The organism is Cellulosimicrobium sp. NPDC030954 (genome assembly GCF_055571305.1).
In genome coordinates this window covers 303,408-326,993 of sequence record NZ_JBVIFN010000003.1, presented here as the reverse complement: position 1 = coordinate 326,993, position 23,586 = coordinate 303,408, and the positions used below count along the sequence as shown (strand labels likewise).

General features: G+C 72.0%; 19 protein-coding genes and 1 pseudogene. 5 read left to right on the top strand and 15 right to left on the bottom strand.

Annotated elements, in window-relative coordinates; translation table 11 throughout:
- Positions 1–116: 116 nt before the first annotated feature.
- The 9 genes from ACZ402_RS09135 to zorA all read right to left on the bottom strand — a co-directional run bounded on the left by ACZ402_RS09135 (position 117) and on the right by zorA (position 9,368).
- The gene (locus ACZ402_RS09135) at positions 117–278 is read right to left on the bottom strand and encodes a hypothetical protein (RefSeq protein ID WP_375823054.1); all 162 of its coding nucleotides are present in this window, start codon (positions 276–278) and stop codon (positions 117–119) included.
- Complete coding sequence (locus tag ACZ402_RS09130) at positions 275–577, bottom strand: type II toxin-antitoxin system TacA family antitoxin (RefSeq protein ID WP_375823053.1); 303 nt, start codon at positions 575–577, stop codon at positions 275–277. The genes ACZ402_RS09135 and ACZ402_RS09130 overlap by 4 nt, the downstream gene beginning before the upstream one ends.
- Before the next feature lie 56 nt (positions 578–633).
- The gene (locus tag ACZ402_RS09125) at positions 634–1,575 is read right to left on the bottom strand and encodes a type II toxin-antitoxin system HipA family toxin (protein ID WP_375823052.1); all 942 of its coding nucleotides are present in this window, start codon (positions 1,573–1,575) and stop codon (positions 634–636) included.
- 66 nt (positions 1,576–1,641) lie between these two features.
- Complete coding sequence (locus ACZ402_RS09120) at positions 1,642–1,890, bottom strand: HipA N-terminal domain-containing protein (protein WP_375823051.1); 249 nt, start codon at positions 1,888–1,890, stop codon at positions 1,642–1,644.
- Positions 1,887–2,159 carry a helix-turn-helix domain-containing protein gene (locus ACZ402_RS09115; RefSeq protein WP_375823050.1) on the bottom strand — a complete coding sequence of 91 codons (273 nt, stop codon included), beginning with the start codon at positions 2,157–2,159 and terminating at the stop codon, positions 1,887–1,889. Before ACZ402_RS09115 ends, ACZ402_RS09120 begins: the two co-directional genes overlap by 4 nt.
- Before the next feature lie 101 nt (positions 2,160–2,260).
- Positions 2,261–5,290: a DEAD/DEAH box helicase gene (locus ACZ402_RS09110; protein WP_375823049.1), complete on the bottom strand. Its 3,030-nt coding sequence runs from the start codon at positions 5,288–5,290 to the stop codon at positions 2,261–2,263.
- 4 nt (positions 5,291–5,294) lie between these two features.
- Positions 5,295–6,707, bottom strand: a complete 1,413-nt coding sequence (locus tag ACZ402_RS09105; protein ID WP_375823048.1) for an EH signature domain-containing protein — start codon at positions 6,705–6,707, stop codon at positions 5,295–5,297.
- 131 nt (positions 6,708–6,838) lie between these two features.
- Positions 6,839–7,627, bottom strand: coding sequence for an OmpA/MotB family protein (locus tag ACZ402_RS09100; protein WP_375823047.1), 789 nt, complete (start codon positions 7,625–7,627; stop codon positions 6,839–6,841).
- Positions 7,620–9,368, bottom strand: a complete 1,749-nt coding sequence (gene zorA / locus ACZ402_RS09095) for an anti-phage ZorAB system protein ZorA (RefSeq protein WP_375823046.1) — start codon at positions 9,366–9,368, stop codon at positions 7,620–7,622. Before zorA ends, ACZ402_RS09100 begins: the two co-directional genes overlap by 8 nt.
- Before the next feature lie 384 nt (positions 9,369–9,752).
- On the opposite strand from zorA, the gene ACZ402_RS09090 reads away from it, so the two are divergent.
- From ACZ402_RS09090 to ACZ402_RS09080, 3 genes are all read left to right on the top strand, one after another.
- Positions 9,753–13,109 carry a type I restriction endonuclease subunit R gene (locus tag ACZ402_RS09090; protein ID WP_375823045.1) on the top strand — a complete coding sequence of 1,119 codons (3,357 nt, stop codon included), beginning with the start codon at positions 9,753–9,755 and terminating at the stop codon, positions 13,107–13,109.
- Between the two features lie 9 nt (positions 13,110–13,118).
- Complete coding sequence (locus ACZ402_RS09085) at positions 13,119–13,685, top strand: hypothetical protein (protein WP_375823044.1); 567 nt, start codon at positions 13,119–13,121, stop codon at positions 13,683–13,685.
- Positions 13,686–13,757: 72 nt separating this feature from the next.
- Complete coding sequence (locus tag ACZ402_RS09080) at positions 13,758–14,618, top strand: phosphotransferase (RefSeq protein WP_375823043.1); 861 nt, start codon at positions 13,758–13,760, stop codon at positions 14,616–14,618.
- 4 nt (positions 14,619–14,622) lie between these two features.
- Here ACZ402_RS09080 and ACZ402_RS09075 read toward each other — a convergent pair whose 3' ends face one another.
- Positions 14,623–14,988 (bottom strand): DoxX family protein, encoded by a 366-nt coding sequence (locus ACZ402_RS09075; protein WP_375823042.1) that lies wholly within the window; start codon positions 14,986–14,988, stop codon positions 14,623–14,625.
- Positions 14,989–15,141: 153 nt separating this feature from the next.
- Here ACZ402_RS09075 and ACZ402_RS09070 point away from each other — a divergent pair, with 153 nt between their 5' ends.
- Positions 15,142–15,582 carry a winged helix-turn-helix transcriptional regulator gene (locus tag ACZ402_RS09070; RefSeq protein WP_375823041.1) on the top strand — a complete coding sequence of 147 codons (441 nt, stop codon included), beginning with the start codon at positions 15,142–15,144 and terminating at the stop codon, positions 15,580–15,582.
- 74 nt (positions 15,583–15,656) lie between these two features.
- Here the strand turns inward: ACZ402_RS09070 and ACZ402_RS09065 are convergent, their stop codons facing one another.
- From ACZ402_RS09065 to aceA, 5 genes and pseudogenes are all read right to left on the bottom strand, one after another.
- Positions 15,657–16,283 carry an STAS domain-containing protein gene (locus tag ACZ402_RS09065; protein ID WP_375823172.1) on the bottom strand — a complete coding sequence of 209 codons (627 nt, stop codon included), beginning with the start codon at positions 16,281–16,283 and terminating at the stop codon, positions 15,657–15,659.
- Between the two features lie 27 nt (positions 16,284–16,310).
- A pseudogene (locus ACZ402_RS09060) lies at positions 16,311–17,432 on the bottom strand (SulP family inorganic anion transporter); the annotation flags it as partial.
- A gap of 93 nt (positions 17,433–17,525) precedes the next feature.
- Positions 17,526–18,452 carry a hypothetical protein gene (locus tag ACZ402_RS09055; RefSeq protein WP_375823040.1) on the bottom strand — a complete coding sequence of 309 codons (927 nt, stop codon included), beginning with the start codon at positions 18,450–18,452 and terminating at the stop codon, positions 17,526–17,528.
- A gap of 201 nt (positions 18,453–18,653) precedes the next feature.
- The gene (gene aceB / locus ACZ402_RS09050) at positions 18,654–20,372 is read right to left on the bottom strand and encodes a malate synthase A (protein WP_375823039.1); all 1,719 of its coding nucleotides are present in this window, start codon (positions 20,370–20,372) and stop codon (positions 18,654–18,656) included.
- 109 nt (positions 20,373–20,481) lie between these two features.
- Positions 20,482–21,909 carry an isocitrate lyase gene (gene aceA, locus ACZ402_RS09045; RefSeq protein WP_375823038.1) on the bottom strand — a complete coding sequence of 476 codons (1,428 nt, stop codon included), beginning with the start codon at positions 21,907–21,909 and terminating at the stop codon, positions 20,482–20,484.
- A gap of 180 nt (positions 21,910–22,089) precedes the next feature.
- Here aceA and ACZ402_RS09040 point away from each other — a divergent pair, with 180 nt between their 5' ends.
- Entirely contained in the window at positions 22,090–23,583 is a 1,494-nt protein-coding gene (locus ACZ402_RS09040) for a helix-turn-helix domain-containing protein (protein ID WP_375823037.1), read from the top strand.
- The last annotated feature ends 3 nt before the right edge of the window (positions 23,584–23,586 follow it).

Genomic DNA, 23,586 nt, shown 5'->3' with positions numbered 1-23,586 from the left:
CGGTCGCGAGGGTCTGGACCGACGACCGGGTCACGCAGACCTACCTCGACGAGTGGTGCGGTTCGTCGTGCACTCCTAGGCACTGGGCGCTTGGGGCGAGCCCGTGTGAGCGTCGCTCACGGCGCCGGATTCCGCAGGCTTCTCCGGATCTCCTTCATCGGGAGAACCAGGTGCATCGGCTGGAACCAGTCGTCCAGCTCGCTCGCGCCGCCCTCGAAGGCTTCCCGGTCGTCGTCCCGCCGCAGGCGACGCGGAGGGTCAAGGGACTCTTCGCTCATCGAGCGTTCGGTGTGAACGGCTGCCGGAACGGCGACGGACGCGACCAGAGCTTCTCGAACGCGACGGTCGAGGGGAGCGGCTCGTCGAGGAGCCGGAGAAGCGCCTGGTGCTCGCCGGGCGACCCGGTGAACCATCGACGCTTGGCGAGCACGCGCTCCGCTCGCTCGACCGCGGACGAGAGGACGAAGCTGGCGATGGTCTGACTGCTTGCAGCCGCAGCTTGCCGGACCAGCGCTTCCTGGCGTTCGGTGGCGCGGACCTCGATGCGTCGGTTCTTTGTCTGACGTGCGGTCGCCATGATCTCCCCCAGGACTCAACCCGTACGGACACCGTACGGACACGCCCCGTCGATGGTCACGCTGAATTGGGGGGACTCCCCATCGCCGATCTGGCGACCGCGGTCGCCCTCTCGGCAACGCGTTCCGGAACCTGGGCGTGTGGGACATCGGTCGGGACTGCATCGAGGCCGTGCAGAACGGCGTCCGCTATCGAGGCGATGGTCTCCACCGCCGTCGCGCGTCCCATTCCCCATGACACCGCTTCCTCGACCAGGAGTGCACCCGTGACGAGGTCGAGCCGGTTCCGGCCTGCGACGGCGAGCCCGGAGTGCCGGTACGCGGACGAGACGAGGTAGACCGGCGCGGCGTCGTACAGCGGTGCGACGCTGTACGACGCCTCGGTGTCGACGAGCAGCGAGTAGTTCTTCGCGTGCGCGTCGCCGTTGCCGACGATCGTGTTGAAGGTGACGAGCCGGAGCAGGTCGTGGCGGAGGGCCGCGGGGTCGATCGCCTCGGCCGAGGCCGTGCGTGCGACGCTGGCGAGTCGTCCCGGCGACCGTCCGGACGGCTCGTACTTGTCCTGCGCGGCGAGACCGAGCGCCTGGGCGAGGTCCTCCTGGTGCGACCGTCGCCCGCCCGTGCGGTCGTACCGCTCGACGACGATCACGTCCCGCCCGTCGACCGCGATCAGCTCGCTGCGGGCGGCCGGGACACCGCTTGCCTGGGCGAGCAGCAGCGTCCAGTGCTCGAGCCGTACCAGGCTCTCGATCCCCGTCCCGCCGAGTGGTTCAGGCTTGACGATGTGCGTGGAGAGCGCGCCGTTCGCGGGCCACGCCCAGCCCGACTCGGTGCGGTGCAGCAGCACCTTCGCCTGCACACCACCGAGCGACGCGGTCACGGCGAGGTCGTCCGGCGGATCGAGCGTCGGCAGCTCGGACACGAGCCGCGCGAACTCGGCGTCGTCCAAGGGGCGGAGATGCCCGTCGTCGAGCGTGGTTCCTTCCGGGACGAGCTGCACGGCTCCGGCGCACTCGGCCCCGACCCGGGCGAGGAGGCCGAACGTGTCCGAGGGAGCGACGCCGTGCTACCGCTCGAGCGCGGCCCGCACCGGGCCCTCGGGCAGGAGGTTGTCCAGGAACCGATGCACCTCGGGCCCGTCGAGCCGACGTGGGGTGAGCGGAAGCGACAACGAGAGCGGGCGGCTGCCCTCGCCCCAGCGGTGGAGCGCCCCGTCGGAGAACTGCAGACGCAGCCGCCCGTTCCGCAGGCGTCGCACCTCGCCGATTGGGTCCCCGCGGAGGTGGACGGCGAGGACGTCGGGCGTGGCGTTCACGACTCGCCGTCGCTCGCGCCCGTGGTGACGGTGAGCCGAGCGCCCCGAGGGACGAGGACGAGCTCGTAGCCGCACGTCGCTGCCACGTCGAGCAGGGTCGAGGTCGCGACGGCAGAACCTCGTTCGAGGCGCGAGACGGTGGGCCTCGACGTCGACGCGCGACGGGCGAGCTCGTCCTGCGACAGCACGGCAACCTGCCGGGCGCGGCGCACGGCCGAGCCGAGGGCGCCCGCGGTCCGCGCACGGAACCACGGCATCGATGCGCTCATATCTGATTCATCCTGTTCTCAATACGGATGTGAATCATTCCCGATTCAGCATCAGGCTACTCCTCGAATGAATCAGATGCGATGCAGGCGGCTCGTCGCGATCAGCGCGGGTCGAGCGTCAGAGCATCCGCGAGCTCGTCCTCGGTGACCTTCTCCGGGACGACGATCGCCTCGCGCAGGATCGTCTTCTGCTGCAGGAGCCGGTCGAGGTTGAGGTCGAACGACGTCATGTCCGGGTGCAGCGCCGCAGGCAGGTACACCGAGACCGGTCTCGTCTGGCCGATGCGATAGATCCGGTCGGTCGCCTGCGCCTCCTTCGCCGGGTTCCAGTGCCGTTCGAGATGGATCGCGTGGTTCGCGCCGACGACGGTCAGCCCGACCCCGACTGCCAGGGGCGACATGATGATGACGTTGAACCCCGGGCGCTGCTCGAACCTCTCGATGATGCGCTTGCGCGTCGGCGACGAGCCGGTGGACACCGCCGCCGTGTCGCCGTTCACGACCGACACCGGGAGGCCGTACCGGTCCTGGAGCCAGAGGGCGAGGCTGCGCTGGACCTTCTTGTTGATGACGAAGACGATCGCTTTCTCACCCTTGTCGCGGACCGCGTCGAGGACCTCGAGAGCCGCCGTCATCCGAGCGGAGAGCGCGAGCGAACCGGGATCGGTCCCGAGCTCACCGTCGCCGCGCGCCGCGGGGTGCAGGCTCACGGCACGCAGCCCCTGGACCGCCTTCAGCGCAGCCCCCTGGGCGCCCGCGCTGCGCTGGTAGTCGCGCAGGACGTCGTCGTACACCTCGCGCTGTCCCGCCGGCATCGGGACGCCGAGCTCCGGCCGGGCGACGCGCGACGGGCCCTCTTCGGGGCCGTAGACGGTCTTCGGCGGGAGATCGGCGAGGTGGTCCTCCTTCACACGTCGCAGCATGAACGGCCCGACGAGCGCGCGGAGCTCCTCGCCGATACGCATCTTCTCCTGCGGGTCGGCGTCCTTCATCGGAGCGACCCACCGCGACCGGAAGTCGGACCACGAGCCGAGCAGCCCGGGCTGGGCGGTGTCCATGAGGCACCAGAAGTCCAGCATGGAGTTCTCGACGGGGGTCCCGGTCGCGAGCAGCTTGAACCGGGCCTTGAGCGCCTTCGCCGCTCGGGTCGCGAGCGTGTCAGGGTTCTTCACCGTCTGCGCCTCGTCGAAGACGACGGTGCCCCAGTCGACCTGGGCCAAGGAGAGCTGGTACGAGCGAAGGGTGTCGTACGTGGTGAGCACGAGGCGCCCCGGCACATCGAGCCGACGGTCCCCGTGGTCGGGGCCGACGCGCAGCGAGAAGCGGATGGCGTCGTCCCGCATCATCCCGCGCTCGTCCAGCGACGTGACGGTCGCCGTCGTCTCCCGGCCCGCACCCGCGAGCCGGAACCGCGGCAGGTCGCGACCGCCCTGGAGCACGACGACGTCGCCGAACGGCGACTCCAAAAAGGTCCCCGCGAGCTCCGCCTCCCAGTTCTCGATGAGCGCGACGGGCAGGACGGCGAGGGTCGGGCGTGGATCCTCGCCCAGCGCACGCTCCGCAGCCATGAGCTCGCGCAGCGCGACCAACGTCATGTAGGTCTTGCCGAGACCCATGTCGTCCGCGAGGACCGCTCCCTGGACGCGGGTGGCCGAGGACTCGGGGGCGCGCGTCGAGGCGGCCATGAGCGCCGCCATCCACTCGACGCCGTCACGCTGGTGCGGATAGGGCGACCGTGCCAGCGAGTCGTAGTCGACCGGGCGGATCGGCCGCACTGCGACGGCTGTTCCGCGCAGGGCGTCGGCGACGTCCTGCGCGTCGGCGACGTGCACGCCCACCTGCACGCGTCGGGCAGGTTCTTCGGGAGCAGGGGCGTCGGCGTCCGCGGAGGACGACGCGTCCGACGATGCACGCGCCTCCTCCTCGAGGCGGTCCCGCGCCTCGTGCAGGGCGGCGGCGGTGGCCCGCTCGTCGCCGATGTCGACGACCTGGTCCCCGACTGCTACCGCGGTCCGCCCGGCCTCGCGGGCAGCGGTCACGTCGCGCTCGACCTGCTCGAGCCTCGGGAGGGAGTCGATGAGCCCGGCGAGCACGTCCGTGGGCCGCAGGGTCGGGTCGCCCCCGAACCACGAGATCCCGGACTCGCTCGCGTCCGTGAACGTCTGCGGGACGATGACCCCGATTCCGGCGACCCGCACGCCGAAGTGCAGGTCGACGTCCACCCGGGTGGGATCGTAGAAGTCCCCCGGGGCGCGGTAGAAGTCCTGCTTCTCCTCGGCGGGGATGTGCGGGCGGCGCAGCACCTCGCGGACCCCCTCCGCCTGGTCCTCCTCGAGCATCACGAGCTGGTTGCCCACCCGGAGCACGCTCGGCCCCTCGTCCTCGACGTGATGGCGTCGTGACGAGACCGCGCTCGGGTCGACCTCGGCACCCAGGTCGGGACTGATCGCGAGGGAACCGTCGGGCTGCTCCTCGACGAGCAGGCTCACGGACGTCGGTGACACGGTGCTGAACTCGTCGAGGTGCCCGAGCGAGAAGGAGACGCCGTCGAGCTGCGCCGCATCTCGCTGAGCCGCCTGGATCTCCGCGATCAGTCGCACGTTGTCCGCCTCCGACCGACGGCCGACCTCCAGGGCAGCGTGCCGTTCGACGGCGCGGATCACCCGGAGCGCGCGGGGAGACAACCGGTACCTGGTCTCGCTCCCGATGGTGACCACGGGACCTGTGCGGCGGCAGGGCTCGTCACCGTCCTCGAGCACGACACGCAGCGACACGTCGAAGTGTCGGGACGTCGTGTTGTGCCGGACCTTCGGCTCGAGTCTGCCCGGGAGCAGCGGGGGAAGCCCGAGGATCGCAGCCTCCTCCGGACCCATCGCCGCGACGTCCCGGGACCGGACCGCGTACCCGTTCGGCAGAGGCAGTGCGGCACCGGCCTCCTCCATCATCTCCAGGACCAGGAACTGCTCCTGTGTCGACCGCTGTCCCTCGCCCTGCCGCAGCAGGTCGAGGTCCTCGGGCGTCGTGACGAAGTTGGCGCCGTCGTCGTCGAACGAGACCTGGAACCGCCGCATCGGCGCCGCCTCGTCGTCGGGCCGCATGCGCAGCCGGGAGAGCATGTCCTTCAAGCCCATGGGTTCACCTCGTCACGGAACGTGCGCCGAGCACCGGTAGACCGAACCGACGCTTGAGCTGGGAGTAGTCGTCAGCGGACATCACGGTCCGCGGGTCGAGGCTCACGCCGAGCTCCTCGACGATGAAGCGGACCGCGTGGTGCTGCCACGTCGACTCGTGATGCGTGATCGACGTGTGGGCTCGTGCTCCCCCCGGATGATTCCGCGCATGATCGTTCGGGACGGTGTACGTGAGCATCTCGGGCGTGAACGTCCTGCGGGAGCGGTCCGTGAGGATCCCGCGAGCCGGGCCGTCGAAGATCCAGAGCTTGAAGCTGTGCGACCCTTCGACGAGGTGGAAGGACCCGCAGTCCAGAACGACGATCGCCGTGTCGGTGCGCGCCGTCAGGCTCGAGACGTCCGTCCGGAGCCGGCCGAGCTGGTGCTGCACCGATGCGCGGGCACGGTTACCGAGAACGACCCGCGACTCGCGGACGAGGCCCTGCTCGTAGAGTCCCCACAAGAACCGCTTGCGGGCGGGGAACATGCGGAGCATATCCTCCTTGCCGTTGTCCCGGGCGTACGTGTCGACCGCCTCGAGGAAGAGGCGCAGGTCCTCGACGCTCATCCAGCGCACGGCCTGCTCGCGAGCGGACAGTGGGAGAGGCTCCCACCAACGGTTCCACTGCGCCGAGCGTTGCAGGCGAGGATCGCCGCCTATGTCCACGAGCGCTTCGAGCCACGTGTCGCACGGCGCACCGTTTCCTGTTCGGGTCGTCATGACCTCAAGGAGGTCGTGACCGAAGTAGCGGCCCGCGCTTCCGGGCGCGTCGACCACGGACCGCGCCGTGATCTCCGGCAGGAAGCCGAGACCGGTCGGGTCGGTGTGGTCCGCGCGAGCCAGGCGCTCCAGGTAGACGGCCTGCCGGACGAGCAGCCCGAACCGGCCGGACTCGTACCCCTGCAGCCCACGGGCGCGGACCCAGTCGTCCAAGGGGCGGGGGATCCCGTCGGCGCCGGAAGCCACGAGCAGCCCCGCGACGCGACGAGGCGCGTCGCGGACGAGCAGCTCCTCGGGGTGGTCGCGTGCGACGTCCGCGACATCGACGACGACCGGGGCGCGGCGGGGTCGCGGAGCGAGCGCTGCGGCACGTCGTGCTGCCCCGGACGTGGCGTCGAAGAGCCCCGCCGTCCAGGAGTCGAGCAGGTCGAAGTGCCGGAGCACGAGGTCGACGAGCGCGCGGACGAGGAGCCGCGACGGATGGGGGTCCTGACGGTCGACGACCGCCCGGACGAGGTCTGGCGTCATCGAGACCCGAGCCCGCTCCACGTCGTGGCTCCACACCGAGACGAGTGCGCGTGCCACGCGACGCTCGTGGAGCCGCGTCACGATCGCATCGATCTCCCCGTGGTCGATCGCGGCGCGGATCTCGTCCATCAGGACTCCGAAGGCGCGTCCACCGCCGGCCTCGCGCCGCTGCCGAGAGGCTCGCGCCACCAGGCCGGTCCACGAGCCGGTCATGCTCTCCGGCCAGTGCGGGAGATCGAAGGTCGCGGTGGGACGCACGATCAGCCTTCCTCGGCAGGAGCTTCGTCCAGGAGCCGGGAGAGATCCTCCGCGGTCGGGCGGATCACCGTGAACCGGATCTCGATGCGGCGGTTCGCGGCCCGCTCGGCGTCCGTCGTCTGCTGCGAGGTCACCGGCCGGGTCTCTCCGTACCCGGACACGGAGAACAGGGGGCTCCCGTCCGAACGCTGGAGCGTCGCAAGCCGGTGGTCGGCGGGAAGCGCCGTCTCCCAGTAGCGCCACAGCGAGATCGCACGGAACGTCGAGAGCCCCCAGTTGCCGGTTCCCTCGACCCCCTCGAACTGGTTGCTGTCGGTGTGCCCTTCCACGAACACGGTGTCGATGTAGCGGAAGCGGTCGTCCGTGCGGAGCGCCGCAGAGATCGCCTCGCCGATCTGCAGCGCGACCGCCTGGTGCTCGGGACGCAGCTCCCACTCGGAGCTCTCGAAGCCCAGCAGCTCCGTCGGGATGCTCAGCACCGAGTTGTCCTCGCTGACGTGCACGGCGAGACCTTGGGACTGGAGCCCGTCGGCGATCTCGAGCAGCATCTGCGCCCTGACGTCCTCGGCGCGGCTCAGGTCGGCGATGTGGCTGCTGAACTCGTCACGCTCCTGCTCCGCGGCCTCCTGCTGCGCCGCGAGCGCCTGCTGCTCCTGGGTGACCTGGAGGACGAGCGCCACGACGGCGAGCATGAAGACCGCGAGCAGCGCGGTCATGAGGTCGGTGAAGGAGACCCAGTACGGGTTGTCGGCGCCCGAGGTGTCGCCAGGTCGGCGCCGTCCTCTACGCACGCGCCGACACCTTCGCCTTCGCATCGATCTCGTCGACGACCTCCGCGAGGGCCTGGCTGGTCTGCAGCATGTGCGCGGCGAACTCGCGCGTGTGAGCGTCCCAGGTCTCGAGCCGGTCCCGGGTCTGGTGATGGACCTTGTCGCCGTACTCGTCGAGCCACTCGCGCAGCACGGCGCTCTGGTTCTCGACCCGCTGCTGGAGGTCGTCGAGGAACTGGCGCTGCGACGCGCGCAGGGTGTCGAACGCCGTGTTCGCGGACTGCGCGGCGGTCAGGAGCTTCCCGGCCGTCGCCGCCGTGGTCTCGGTGAGCCGGTCGAGCTCCGTCGTGTGTCGGTCCAGCAACCGAGACGCCTCCTGGTGCGCCTCGGCCGTCCCGGCGAGCGCGGTCGCGCCGGCGTCGAACGACTCCTCGAGCCGCCGGCTCGTCGTCTCGAACGCGCGGGACGTGGAGCCGAGCAGCTCCGAGGACCGCTGCAGCCCGGTCGTCGCGGCCCCGAGCTTGCCGGCGGCGGCGTCCATCCCGACGGCGAGCGCACTGAGCGACCCGTCCAGGATCTTCGCCTGGCTCGTCACGAGCTCGGTCAGTGTCGACATCTCCGCCTCGAAGGCCTGCGTGCGTTCCGACATCTGGGAGCGGAACGACTCCTCCTGCTCCGCGATCTGGCGCTCCTGCGCCGCGGTCTGCGCGGTGGTCGCTGCCGCCTGGGCAGCCGCCGCCTCCTGCATGGAGGCCACCGCGGCACCGACCCGGTCCGAGACTCCCGTGAGCGCGTTGTCCAGCGTGGCCGACGCCGAGCCCAGCTCTGCCGCCTGCCGCTCGCCGATCCCGCGGAAGCTCTCTGTGAACTTGTCCACGAGGTCCTCGAAGACCTGGGCCGACTGGTTCGAGGTCCGCTCCGCCAGCGCGTTCATCGACGGCGCCACCGCGGTCTCGATCGCTCGCGTGAGGGCCGACTGCATCTCCTCGGACAGGCCGGTGACCGCTTCCTGGAGCTTGGTGCCGATCTTCTCGTGCAGCTCTGCCAGGGCCGTTGCCGAGTCCTGGGTGAACTGCTCGATCCGGACGAGCGAGTGCTCCGGCGTCTGCAGGAGGAACACCTGGTCGACCTGGTCGCGGACCTCTGCGGCGTGCTTGGAGATCGACCGCGAGCAGATCTTCTCGAGGATGTTCACGACGAGGCTGCAGAGCACGCCCCACACGGACGCGATAAAGCCGAGACCTGCTCCCTTGACCAGGGCCTCGATACCCGTCCGCATCTCGTCGGCAGTCGCAGCCTGGCTGAGGTTCAGTCCGTTGAGCCCGACGGCGAGCCCGATGAACGTCCCGAGCAGTCCGAGTGCAGTGAGGATCGACGGTGCGGCCCCGAGCAGCCGGTTGCGCACGAGCTCGGGCGCGAAACGGTCGGGACTGAAGTAGTGCTCCGCCTCGACCGTGTTGCTGAGCCGGTCGTCATCCAGGACGACGAGGGTCTCGTCGAACTCGCGCCACAGCGCGTTCCCTCGGCCGGGTGCCATGGCGCGTCCGCGCAGCTCCCGACGGACGGAAGACGCGTTCTCTGCGTCCAGCACGGAGATGAGGGTGCGGACCTGTGCGATGGCCTTGACGCCCAGCATGTAGGCGCGCACGGTGTAGGCAACCGCCCAGAGGGCGACGAGGACGATCAGGGCGACGGCGACGCAGATGATGATCGCGTGACCATCACCTTCGAGCGCCTCGGAGATCAGGGTGACCGGGTTCACTCGTCGTGGCTGCCTCTCGTGCGTGGCCGTGCGTCGAGCGACCGAAGCGGCCGAGCACGGACAAGGGTGGTGAGCACCGGACGGCTCGACTGTGCGGCGCGACCGGATCGTACGGCCTGGTCGGCGACGTCGAGAAGTCCGTCCAGGGTGAAGTTCGGGGTTCTTCCCGGCGCCGGTCCGGCCTCGGTGCGCAAGAGGCTCGCAGGACGATCGGTCGAGCATGGGCGTTCTTCGTGATAACCCCCTCTATCGGCGCGCAGCACGCGTTTGCGACCGCGCCTACGGCACCCTGGCGTAGGACGAGCCACCGGCCAGTAGTCTCACGACCAGTCGTCGACCGGGACGTAACCGAGACTGGCCAGGCACCGACGCCACGGAGGATCAGTGCGCAGCAACGAAGCCGAGTGGGAGCACCTCGCGCTCGACCATCTCGCCGGGATCGGCTGGCAGCATCTCGACGGGCCGGCGATCGCGCCCGGCGCGGCGTCCGCCGTCGGGCACCCCGGGTACGCGACGGGTGGCGAGCCGCTGCCGCAGCGAGAGTCCTGGGACGAGGTGGTGATCCCCTCGCGTGTGCGCGCCGCGCTGCGACGCCTCAACCCGGACGTGCCGCGGGACTACCTCGAGCAGGCGCTCGTCGAGATCCTCCGCCCGACGTCGCAGGACGCGATCACGGAGAACAAGCGGGTCCACGACGTCCTCGTCGACGGGTACCGCGGCGTCACGTACGTCGAGGACGGGCGTCAGCAGACCCCGACGATCCGTCTCGTCTCCTCGCGCGAGGACGAGAACGAGTGGCTGGTCGTCAACCAGGTCCGCGTGGTCGACGGCGACGTCGAGCGTCGCTTCGACATCGTGCTGTACCTCAACGGGTTGCCGGTCGTGGTCATGGAGCTCAAGGACGCGGGGACCGCGAGGGCCGACGTCGCCGCAGCGCACGCGCAGCTCACGACGTACGTGCGCGAGCTGCCCATGGCGTTCCGCGCGTGCGTCCTCACGGTGATCAGCGACGGGATCGTCGCGAAGTACGGCACGCCGTTCACGCCGCTCAACCACTACTCGCCGTGGAACGTGGACGACGACGGGCGTGTCGTCGGCCCGACCGGTGCGCCCCTCCCACCGGTCACCGACGCGGACCAGGCGGCGGACCGGGACGGGCACGCCGTCGACGGCATCACGGACGACGTCGCGGAGGGTGAGGTGACCCTCTCGTCGCCGCTCGAGACGATGCTCGACGGCCTCTTCAACCCGCAGCGGTTCGTGCAGCTGCTGCGCGGGTTCGTGGCGTTCGACGAAGGCGACGACGGGCTCACCAAGCGCGTCGCCAAGCCGCACCAGTACTTCGCGGTGAGCCGAGCGCTCGAGGCGACGATCCGGGCGGTCGAGACCGACGGGCGCGCGGGCGTCGTCTGGCACACGCAGGGCTCCGGCAAGTCCATGGAGATGGAGCTCTACGCGGCCCACGTGGCGCGGCACCCGAAGCTGTCGAACCCGACCATCGTCGTCGTCACCGACCGCACCGAGCTCGACGGCCAGCTCTACGAGACGTTCGCGCGCTCGCGGCTGCTCACCGAGACCCCTCGGCAGATCCGGCGGAGGGCCGAGCTGCGCGACGAGCTCGCGTCGCGCAGGACCGGTGGCATCTACTTCACGACGCTGCAGAAGTTCGGCCTGACCGCGGAGGAGAAGCACGCGGGCGCCAAGCATCCCGTGCTGTCGGACCGCCGCAACGTCGTGCTCGTCGTCGACGAGGCGCACCGGTCCCACTACGACGACCTCGACGGCTACGCGTGGCACCTGAAGAACGCGCTGCCGAACGCGACGCTCATCGCGTTCACCGGCACGCCGATCTCGACCGCCGACCGCAACACCGAGAAGGTCTTCGGCGACGTCATCGACGTGTACGACCTCACGCGCGCCGTCGAGGACGGTGCGACGGTGCCCGTCTACTTCGAGCCGCGGCTCGTCAAGGTCGCGTTCGCGGACGGTCTCGACGCGGAGACGATCGACGCCGCCGCGGACGAGGCGACCGTCGGTCTCGACGACGTCGAGCGCGACCGCATCGAGAAGTCGGTCGCCGTCGTCAACGCCGTGTACGGGGCGCCGGCCCGGCTGCGTGAGCTCGCGGGCGACGTCGTGCAGCACTGGGAGCGACGTCGTGGAGCGATGGAGGAGCTCGTGCGCGGCGCCTCGACGCCCGACGAGGCTCGCGCACCCGTGGCGGGCGGCGCGCCGGGGAAGGCGCTGATCGTCGCGGCGACGCGCGACATCTGCGCGCGGCTGTACGACGAGATCGTCGCGCTCCGTCCCGACTGGCACTCCGACGACCTGCACGCGGGGAGGATCAAGGTCGTCTACTCCGGTACTGCGGCGGACCAGCCGCCGATCGCCGACCACGTCCGTCGCGACTCCGAGAACGCCGTCGTCAAGAAGCGTCTGAAGGACCCCGACGACGAGCTGGAGCTGGTCATCGTCAAGGACATGATGCTCACCGGGTACGACTCGCCCCCGCTGCACACGCTCTACCTCGACCGACCCATGCGTGGAGCGCTGCTCATGCAGACGCTCGCCCGCGTCAACCGCACGTTCCGCGGCAAGAACGCCGGCCTGCTCGTCGCGTCCGCACCGATCGCGGAGAACCTGCGCGCCGCGCTCGCGGAGTACACCGTGCGCGACCAGGGTGCGCGACCGGTCGGACGCACCGTCGACGACGCGGCCGAGGTGGTGACCGACCTCGTCGCACGGCTGCGCGAGCTCGTCGACCCGTCGGGATGGCGGGGACTGCTGACGAGCGCCAGCGCGGCAGGGTCGCGTCGTGGCTACCTCGACACGGTTCTCGCGACCGTCGCGTGGTTGCGCGACCCCCGCACACCCGGCAACGTCGTCACGGCAGACGGCGAGGAGTCGCGCGGAGCCGAGTTCCGCCGTCGGGCCGCGGCGCTCGCCAGGGCCTGGGCCATCGCCGGTCGGTCCGACGCCGTCACGGACCTTGCCGACGACGCGCGGTTCTACGAGCAGGTCCGCGTCTGGATGGGCAAGCTCGACGCCGAGGAGCGCCAGGCTCGCGGCGAGCCCGTGCCCGACGACGTCCAGCGTCTCCTCAACCAGCTCATGGCGACCGCGGTGGTGTCCGGGGAGGTCGTCGACGTGTACTCCGCTGCCGGGCTCGAGCACCCGCGGCTCGACCGCATCGACGACGACTTCCTCGCGACCGCGCAGGCGGCGCCGAACCCCCAGCTGACCATCGAGGCGCTGCGCCGGCTCGTCACGGAGGAGTCGAGGCGGCTCACGCGCGGCAACCTCGTGCGGCAGCAGGTGTTCTCCGAGCGCCTCCAGTCGATCATGTCGAAGTACGTGAACTCCAACCTCACGTCGGCCGAGGTCATCGCCGCGCTCGTGGAGATGGCACGGGAGGTGGCCGCGGAGGAGACGCGCGGGCAGCGGTTCGAACCCCCGCTGAACCGCGATGAGCTCGCCTTCTACGACGCCGTGTCGACGAACGAGTCGGCGGTCGACCTGCAGGGCGAGGACGTCCTCGCGCAGATCGCCCGGGACCTCGTCGCCGTGATGCGCCGCGACGTGAAGACCGACTGGACCGTCCGCGACGACGTGAAGGCCAAGCTCCGGTCGTCGATCAAGCGGTTGCTCATCAAGCACAAGTACCCGCCGGACCGGCAGTCCGGGGCGATCGTCCTCGTCATGCAGCAGATGGAGTCGATGGCGCCGCGCTACGCGGCGTGAGGAGGGGACATGACGGCGGCCGCTGAGGGATTCTTCGTCGACGACTTCGACCCGGGCCGTTGGCTCGGTTCCGCAGGAGTGGTCGTCGACCCGGGCAGGATCGACGAGGTGGTCGTCGCCCGCGAGCTGCTCTCGATCCTCAAGGAGGTCGGCGGAAGGGTGGGCACGGTCACCGAGTCGCCCGAGGTCGCCCCAGGTCAGATGGGCATGATGTTCATGCGGACGCGCATGTACATCCACGTGGACGGGATCCGGGACGGCCTCGTGCCCGTCGTGGTCGGCTTCCTCGTCGACCTGCTCAGCGCCGGGACGACAGGTGGGCTCGGAACCGTCGCCGGCGGGGGGCTGGCGCTCTGGAAGCGGTTCGGTCTTCTCGACGACGACCAGCTCGAGGTCGTCCGTGCCCTGCAGCGCTGCTGCGACTACACCGACCTCTACACGACCTGGGTACCGGAGGAAGCGCTGCTGGCACGGTTCCCGGCCGATGAGGCCGAGGCGGTCCGGGGGCGTCTCCGCGCGCTACGGGACCGCGGTGTGGTCGATGACGCGAGTTGTGCCTGGCGCCTCGTTCGCTGAGTTGTCGTCCTGTGTCTCCAGCGTGGTCGCAGCGCTGGTCAGGGAGCCGGTGCCCGTGCGAGGGTGTCGGGTATGACCGATCTGCTCACGTACCGCGACGATGCGGACGGCGTCGAGGTCCCCCTGCTGGGCGGTGACGTGTCGGACGGGATCGTCCGGCGCGGTGACACGGTCCGCCGTCCGCGCGGCCCGCACAGCCCCGCGGTCGAGGCGTACCTGCTGCACCTGGAGCGCGCGGGCTTCGAGCGCGCGCCGCGGTTCCTCGGTGTCGACGACGACGGTCGGGAGGTCGTGACGTTCCTGCCGGGCGAGATGGGCGGTCGGCCGTCGCACGCCTGGGCGGCCGACGAGGACGTGCTCGTCCAGCTCGGCACGTGGCAGCGCGACCTGCACGCCGTGTCGCGCGACGTCGTCCTGCCCGACGGCGTCGCGTGGCCCGAGCGGGTGCAGTTCCCGGAGGTGCCGGACGTGTTCGACGTGCCGGACGTCGTCGGGCACAACGACCTCACGGTGGAGAACGCGCTGTTCGTCCCGGCCGGCGAGGACCCGCAGGGTCCGCACCGGCTCGTCGGCGTGGTCGACTTCGACCTCGCCGCGCCGACCACGCGCCTGCTCGACGTGGCGACGACCTTGCGTTACTGGGCGCCGGTGAGCGCGCCCGAGAGGCGGCCGGAGGCCCTGCGGGACCTGGACGCGCCGCGCCGCGCGCGCATCCTCACCGAGGCGTACGGGCTGGACCGCTCGGAGCGGCTCGCGCTGCTCGACGTGCTGGCGCAGCGGTTCGCGCGGAGCTGGTACGCGATGCGGTACGCGGCGCAGACGCGGGGCGGCGGCTGGCAGCGCATGTGGGACGACGGCGTCGGGGACGCCATCCGCGACGACGAGGCGTGGTTCGCGGCCCAGCGGGTCGACTTCGTGCACGCGCTGGGCTGAGTGCTCAGAGCGCGGCGAACCGTCCCACGGCGACGAACACCGCGAGGGCGAGCAGCACGACGTTCGCCGGCACGGCCTTGGCCTCGCCGAGCCGGACGTGCAGCGGGATCGCGCCGACCTGCGTGAGCGCGAGCCCGACCGCCGCGACCGGGGTGAGGACCGGGGCGACGCCGAGCGCCCAGGGGAGGACCACGCCGACGGCGCCCGCGACCTCGAGCCAGCCGATCGCGCGCACGCCCGCGGTGCGCTCCGGCGTCACCCACCGCATCTGCTCCTGGAGCACGGGGATCGGGCGCAGGGCCTTCATGAGCCCGGCGCCGAGGAAGGCGAGGGCGAGCAGACCGGAGGCGATCCACAGGGCGACGTTCATGCGTGAGTCCTTCGAGGGGAGGCGGCGACGGCCCGGGGTGGCCGGTCACTCTTTGTGCCTGGGCACATGATGGGTAACCATGGGCGGCGCTACACAAGGCACACCCGTGTGCGAGAGGCACACGGAGCCGCACGCCGAGGAGACGGAGACCCCATGACCACGACGCCGAGCACGGACGTGCCCGGGGTGCGCGAGCTCGCGGAGCGGCACGGCATCCCGGCCGACCGGGGCTGCGCCGCGGCCGAGGCCACGAGCGAGGTGCGCTCGGTGCTCGACCGGGTCGGCGACAAGTGGAGCGTCCTCATCCTGGGCATGCTCTCGGGCAGGCCGCAGCGGTTCACCGAGCTCCTGCACGGCATCGACGGGATCTCGCAGCGCATGCTCACGCTCAACCTGCGCCAGCTCGAGCGCGACGGGCTCGTGAGCCGCACGGTGCACGCCGTCGTGCCGCCGCGCGTCGACTACGCGCTGACCGACCTCGGCGCGACCCTCCTGCCGCCCGTGCTCGCGCTCGTCGAGTGGGCGATGGAGAACACGACCACCATCCGCGACCACCGGGACCGGTTCGACGCGCGCGGCGCCGCCGCGGGCTGAGCCGTCGAGCCGCCCCGCGACGGCCTGGCGACGGCTTGGCGACGATTCAGAGACGGCCCCGCGACGGCAGCCGGTCAGTCGCGGTGCAGCGCGGACCGGACGCGCGACCACAGCCGCTTCATCGCCCCGTCCGGGCGCACGACGGGGATCTCGGTCGTCTCGACGCCGCGCACGAGCCACGCCTCCGCGTGCCGCGTCGCGTCTGCGGTCGACTCGCCGATCACGGGCCGCGCCGGGTACACCGCGATGCGTTCGTGCAGCCGGACGTCGATGACGTGCTCGAACTTCTCCGCGAGCTCGGGGTCGACGCCGCTCACGTACAGCCGGCCACCGCCCTCGCCGAGCCGGTCGGCGTAGTGCGCGAGGACGGTGAAGGCCGTCGCGCCGAGGCTCGCGCGGCCGCGCAGCCGCAGCACGACGACGGCGTCGTGCGCGTCGGCGGGCTCCGGCAGCGCGGCCTCGAGCGAGCGGGCACCGGCGTAGAACAGGCTCCCGTACACGTCGAGCACGGTGACCGTCCCGTCGTCGAGCCGCTCCGGCGCCGGCTCCTCGCGGTAGCGGCCCTCCGCGAGGGGGACGAGGCGGACGATCCGCAGGTCCTGGGACTCGCGGTTCGCCTGCAGCAGGATCGACAGGGCGGCGCCGATGCCGACCGCGGCCGCGACGGGCAGGAGGAGGGTCGCGAGGAACGTGGTCGCCATCGCGACCTGGGACTGGCTGCCCGTGCGCCACGCCGTCGCCATGGCCGACAGCCGGATCGACCCGACCGACGCGACCGCGAGCAGCGCCGCGAGCGTCGCCGACGGGACCGCCCCGACCGGCCCGGACAGCGCGACGAGGACGACGAGCACCCACACGCCGGACATGACCCCCGCCCAGCGGTCGCGCGCCCCCGCGGAGGTGCTGATGGCCGTCTGGCCGACCGACCCTCCGACCGGGATGCCGCGGAAGAACCCCACCGCGAGGTTCGCGATGCCCTGCCCGACGAAGTTGCGGTTCGGGTCGGCGCAACGCCCGCCGGGGTTCGGGACCGACTCGGCGACCCCCGCGCCCTGCACGAGGACGATGGCCGCCACGGCGAGCGCGCCCACGGCGACGTCGACCGAGACGACGCCCAGGTCGGGCAGCGCGAGGGAGGGCAGGCCGGCGGGGATCTCGCCCGCGTCCCCGACGAGCTGCACGGACGTCGCGCCGAGTGCCCACACCCCGACGGCGGACACCACCAGCGCGACGACCGCGGCGTACGGGGCGAGACGCGTCCGGCCGAGGACGAGGAGCAGGACGACCGAACCCAGGCCGACCACGAGCGTCGGCAGGTCCCACGTCCCGGGAGAGCGGAGCACCTGGTACGCCTGCGCGACGGCGAGCGACGCCGTCGGGTCCGCGCCCGTGAGGTCGTCGAGCTACCCGAGGAGGATGTTCACCGAGACCCCGGTGAGGAACCCCGTCATCACCGAGTGGGACACGAACCCCGTCAGGCGGCCGAGCCCCACGATCCCCGCGACGACCATGAACGCCCCGGCGAGCGTCGTGAGGAGGATGAGCGCCGCGAGCCGGTCCTCGCCGTCGACCCCCGCGAGCGCCGAGCCGGCGGCGAGGGCGGCGGCGCTCGTCGTCGTGACGATCATGAGGCGCGAGTCGACGGTCAGGCCGCCCGCGATGCGGCCGATCGCCGTCGCGTAGAGGCCGTGGATCGGGTTGACGCCGACGAGCGTCGCGGTCGCCATGCCGTCGGGAACCCCGCCGACGGCGCCCGGCACACCGGCGCCGGCCGAGCGCCAGAACGTCCCCGGAGCGGGTCGGACACCGTCCCACCAGGCGTGGACGGCGCGCACCGGCCGCAGGCTCATCGGGTCTCCCGCGGCTGCGCCATGGGGAGACTCTGGCACGGTAGGGGCAGGGCGACCACAGCAACGCGGCGACGCCCGCGCCTCGGACGCCGGTCAGCTCGCGAGCGGGTCGTCCGCCGTGAGGTACCAGGGCTCGTAGCCCTCGAGCGAGAGCGTCCACAGCCCGGCGGCGCCCGCCGGGACCGCGAGGCAGACGTTGCCCGACACGGTGTCGTCGGTGCCGATGATGCCCGTACCGACGAGCGCGTCGGGCACCGCGCCGCACTGGCCGTCGGCGACGACGCCGTCGTCGCCGACGAAGCCCAGGTCGACCGCGCCCGACACGGTGACCTGGGAGCTCGGGCCGAAGTAGGTCGCGGTCACGGGCACGATCCAGTACTCCGTGCCCTCCGGCGGCGCGGCGTTGACGTCGCTGTGCGCGAGCACCTCCGCCGTCGCCTCGTAGGGCGGGTCGAGCAGGACCTCCCACTCCTCCCCGCCGATCGTGTAGCCGTCGAAGAACCACGGGTCGTCGGGCGTGCCGGAGCCCTCCCACTCACCCTCGGGCCAGTCCTCGCCGGACCAGTCGTCGTCGGACCAGTCGTCGGTCGGCGCGGTGTACCAGTCGGCGATCTGCCTGCCCGCGTCGCTCGCGACCCCGGCCGCGAAGCCGACGCCGCCGCCGACGGCGAGGCACGCCGCGCCGACGATCAGCCCGACGGCGGTGCGCGACAGCCCGCGGCGCGCGGCGGGCGGGGGCAGGCCGGGGAGCCCGGCGACCGGGTACGTCGGGCCTGGGCCCGGAGGGAGCGGTCCTGTCGGCGCGGCCCCCGGCGGGACGGGGCCGTGGCCGATCGGGGCGGGCCCGTACCCGGGAGGAGCCAGCGGAGGTGCCGGCGAGAAGGGGACCGGTGCGGCGGCGGGCGGGGCGGCCGCGTGCCCGGACGCCGGGAGCGGAGGCGGGGGTGATCCAGGAGCCGCCGGGGGCGGGCCGGACGGACCCGACGTCGACTGGTTCGGCGGCGCGAAGGGATTGCTCATGGTGCTCCGGGCTCGTGCGGGCGAGCGCCCGGACGACGGGTGTGTCGCCGCGCGTGGCCGGATGCTCCCACACCGCGACCTCCCGCCGCCACCACGCGACCCGGGGGCCCCACGGTCGACCACGACGCCGCCCGCCCCCGAGAACGACCTTGGTGTCGTTATCGCGCGGATAGCGACACCAAGGTCGTGTTCGGCGGGGGTCTACGGCTGGTCAACCTCCGAGCCCACCAGGAACTGCGAGTAGGCACCGATGGTGAGGAACGTCGGGAAGTCCTCGGCGAGCGCGACGGCACGGAACACGTTCGCCGCGTCGTCGATGCGGTTGCCCGGCGTGCGCGGCAGGTCGTCGACGATCTCGGCGAGGAGCGCCTCGACGCGGTCGCGCGTGATCGGCACGCCGTTCTCGGTGCGCGTGCCGGACGCGATCCACTGCCAGACCTGCGACCGCGAGATCTCGGCCGTCGCCGCGTCCTCCATGAGGTGGTCGATCGCGGCGGCCCCGACGCCGCGCAGCCACGACTCGAGGTAGCGCACCCCGACGGAGACGTTGGACCGCAGCCCCGCGGCGGTGACGGTCGCCCCGGCGCGCCGTGCCGAGCCGATGTCGAGCAGCTCGTGCTGGCCCACCTCGACGTCGTCGCGCAGCCGCGACACCTGGTGCGGGCGGTCGCCCAGCACCGCGTCGAACTCGCCGCGCGCGACCTCGATGAGGTCGGGGTGCGCGACCCACGTGCCGTCGAACCCGTCGGTCGCCTCGCGACGCTTGTCGGCGCGCACCTGCTCGAACGCGCGCTCGGTGACGTCGGGCCGGCGCCGGTCGGGGATGAACGCGCTCATCCCCCCGATCGCGTGCGCGCCGCGCTTGTGGCACGTCGCGACGAGCAGCTCGGTGTACGCCCGCATGAACGGGGCGGTCATGGTGACCTGCGCGCGGTCGGGCAGCACGTAGGAGTCGCCGCGCGTGCGGAACGCCTTGATGACGGAGAACAGGTAGTCCCACCGCCCGGCGTTGAGCCCGGCGCAGTGGTCGCGCAGCTCGTGGAGGATCTCCTCCATCTCGAACGCGGCGGGCAGGGTCTCGATGAGCACGGTGGCGCGGATCGTGCCCTGCGGCAGCCCCAGGTACTCCTGGGCGAGCACGAACACGTCGTTCCACAGCCGGGCCTCGCGGTAGCCCTCGAGCTTGGGCAGGTAGAAGTACGGCCCGCGGCCGCGCTCGACGAGCTCGCGCGCGTTGTGGAACGCGTACAGCCCGAAGTCCACGAGCGACGCCGACGCCGACACGCTGACCCCGGCCCGGTCGACGTACCGCATGTGCTTCTCGATGAGGTGCCACCCGCGGGGGCGGAACACGATCGTCGGCAGGTCGGTGAGCGTCGTCGAGCGCAGGCGGTACTCCTTGCGGTGGTCGCCCGTGCCGGTCGTGTGCGTCAGCGTGCCGCGGATCGCGTCGTGCAGCGCGAGCTGCCCCTCGACGACGTTGCGCCACGTCGGGCTGGAGGCGTCCTCGGCGTCCGCGAGCCACACCTTGGCGCCGGAGTTGAGGGCGTTGATCGTCATCTTGGGGTCGGTCGGGCCCGTGATCTCGACGCGGCGGTCGTCGAGGCCCGGCGCGCCGGCCGAGCCCGCGACGCGCCACGACGGGTCGTCGCGCACGGGCCGCGTCGCGGCGCGGAAGTCGGGGTCGATCCCGTCCGCGACGTCCTGCCGGCGCTGCTGGCGGTCCATGAGCAGCTCGTGACGGCGGGCCACGAACCGGTCGTGCAGCAGCGTGAGGAAGTCGAGCGCCTCGGGCGTGAGGATCTCGCGGTAGCGCTCGCCCAGCGTCCCCGTGACGCGCAGCGTGCCGGTGACACGCGGGCTGCTCGGCGCAGAGGGGGACGTCGGAGGGGGAGAGGTGGTCGTGGTCAGCGTGGTCATGGCGTGCTCCGAAGGTCGTGCTCCCGCGAGATGGAACCGCGAGCTTCGAGGTAGAGCGCTGCGAGCTCTATCTCGGGCGCGCGGGTTCTCTCTCGCGGGAGGGGAGGGTTTAGTGGAACTGGGCGGTCTCGGTGGACCCGGCGAGCGCGAGGGTGGCGGCGTCGGGGTTGAGAGCCGTGGCGACCCGGTCGAAGTAGCCGGTGCCGACCTCCCGCTGGTGGCGGGTGGCGGTGTAGCCGTCGGCCTCGGAGGCGAACTCGGCCTCCTGGAGCTCGACGTAGGCGGACATCGCGCGCTCGCCGTAGCCGCGCGCAAGCTCGAACATGGAGTGCGAGACGGCGTGGAAGCCGGCCAGCGTGATGAACTGGAACGCGTAGCCCATCGCGGCGAGCTCCTTCTGGAAGCTCGCGATCTGGGCGTCGTCGAGGTGCTTCTTCCAGTTGAACGACGGCGAGCAGTTGTAGGCGAGCTTCTTGTCCGGGTACTGCGCGTGGATCGTCTCGGCGAACGTGCGCGCGAGCTCGAGGTCGGGCTCGCCCGTCTCGACCCAGATGAGGTCGGAGTACGGTGCGTACGCGAGGCCGCGCGCGACGACCGCGTCGAGCCCCGGGCGCACCCGGTAGAAGCCCTCGGACGTGCGCTCGCCCGTGAGGAACGGCTGGTCGCGCTCGTCGACGTCGGACGTGAGCAGGTCCGCGGCGAGCGAGTCCGTGCGGGCGATGATGACCGACGGCACGCCCGCGACGTCGGCCGCGAGACGCGCGGCGTTGAGCGTGCGGATGTGCTGGCTCGTGGGGACCAGCACCTTGCCGCCGAGGTGGCCGCACTTCTTCTCCGACGCGAGCTGGTCCTCCCAGTGCACGCCCGCTGCGCCCGCGGCGATCATCGAGTGCATGAGCTCGTACGCGTTGAGCGGGCCGCCGAACCCGGCCTCGGCGTCGGCGACGATCGGCGCGAGCCAGTCACGGCGCGGCTCGTCGTCGGCCCCCGAACGCTCCGCCGTCTCGATCTGGTCCGCCCGCAGGAGCGCGTTGTTGATGCGACGCACGACGGCGGGCACGGAGTTGGCGGGGTAGAGCGACTGGTCGGGGTACGTCTGGCCGGACAGGTTGGCGTCGGCCGCGACCTGCCACCCGGACAGGTAGATGGCCTTGAGTCCGGCGCGCACCTGCTGCACGGCCTGGTTGCCGGTGAACGCGCCGAGCGCGGCGACCCACTCCTCGGTGTGGATCTGCTCCCAGAGCTTCTCCGCGCCGCGGCGGGCGAGCGTGTGCTCCTCGCGCACCGAGCCGCGCAGCGCGACGACGTCCTCGGCCGTGTAGTCGCGCTCGATCCCGTCCCAGCGCGGGTCGGTCGCCCACTGCTCGGCGACCTCGGCCGCCGTCTGGGTCTGGTCGCCGGGGCGGGGACCGGCGCTCCCGGCGGGACCCGGGGTGCGGCCCGCGACGTCCGCCGTCGTCGCGACGGCACCGAGCGGACGGGCGCCGCCCGCGTACTCGGACGGGGAGCGGCGGCTGACGATGGTGGGCCTGTTCACGGGTGCCTCCTGGTGGTGCGCCGGTCCGCTCGGGGCGGACCGGACGGGCCGGTCGGTGGACCTCGGCGAGGTCCGTGCTTCGACCTTCCTCCCGCCGGCAACCCCGTCTCAAGCCAGATCGAGCGAAAGAACCACACTTCTTCTCTTGTGCGGAAGGAGTGGCGCGTGTCACTCTCAGTCATGGCTATCCCGACGACGCGACCGGCCGGAATCGCGGAACATGCGGAAATCCCGCTCGAGAGCGAGCCCGACGCCCTGACGATCGGCCGCAGGATCCGGCACCTGCGCACCGCGCGAGGCATGACGCTCGACGAGCTCGGCGCCGCCATCGGCCGCGCACCGTCCCAGGTGTCCCTCCTGGAGAACGGCAAGCGCGAGCCCAAGTTCGCCCTGCTCCAGGCGGTCGCGCGGGCGCTCGGCGCGAGCCTCGACGACCTGCTCTCGCCCGAGCCCCCGTCGCGCCGGGACGCCCTGGAGATCGAGCTGGAGCGCGCGCAGCGGGGGCCGCTCTTCGACGCGCTCGGGCTGCGCCCGGTCCGGGTCGGCAAGTCGCTGCCGACGGACGCGCTCGAGACGATCGTGGCGCTGGAGCGGGAGCTCCAGCGCCTGCACACCGAGCGTGCCGCGACGCCCGAGGAGGCGCGCCGCGCCAACGCGGAGCTGCGCGCGACCATGCGCGCGCAGGACAACTACTTCCCGGAGCTCGAGGACGCGGCGGCCGAGCTGCTCGACGGCGTCGGGCACGCGGGCGGCCCGCTGCCCCAGCGCGTCGCGGCGGACCTCGCGTCCCACCTCGGGTTCACGCTGCACTACGTGGGCGACCTGCCGCACTCGACCCGCTCGGTGCTCGACCTGCGGCACCACCGCGTCTACCTGCCGAGCGACGGGATGCGCGGGCGGTCCAACGCGACGTCGGCGCTGCTCCAGGCGCTCGCGCCGCACGTGCTCGGGCACGCGGAGCCGCGCGACTACCGCGAGTTCCTGCGCCAGCGAGTGGAGGCCAACTACCTCGCCGCGGCGCTCCTGCTGCCGGAGCGGCACGCGGTCAAGGCGCTGCGGGCCGCGAAGGACGCGCGCGAGATCTCGATCGAGGACCTGCGCGACGCGTTCGCGGTGTCGTACGAGACGGCGGCGCACCGGTTCACGAACCTCGCGACGAAGCACCTCGGCATCCCGGTGCACTTCATGAAGGTCCACGAGTCGGGCGTCATCCACAAGGCGTACGAGAACGACGGCGTCCGCTTCCCCGCGGACCCGCTCGGCGCCGTCGAGGGGCAGTACGTGTGCCGGAGCTGGACCGCGCGCACGGTGTTCGCCGTGGAGGACCGGCTCAGCCCGTTCAGCCAGTACACGGACACCCCGAGCGGCACCTACTGGTGCACGTCGCGCGTCCAGGCGTCCGCCGACGGCGAGTTCTCCGTGAGCGTCGGCGTGCCGTTCGCGCACGTGAAGTGGTTCCTCGGCCGCGACACCACCGAGCGCCTCGTCTCCCGGTGCCCCGACGGCGCGTGCTGCCGCCGCCCGCCCGACGCGCTCTCGGACCGGTGGGCCGGGCAGTCGTGGCCGAGCGCCCGCCCGCACGCGTCGATGCTCGCCGCGATGCCGACGGGCGCGTTCCCCGGCGTCGACACCACGGAGGTGTACGCGTTCCTCGAGTCCCACGCCCCACGGTGAGTG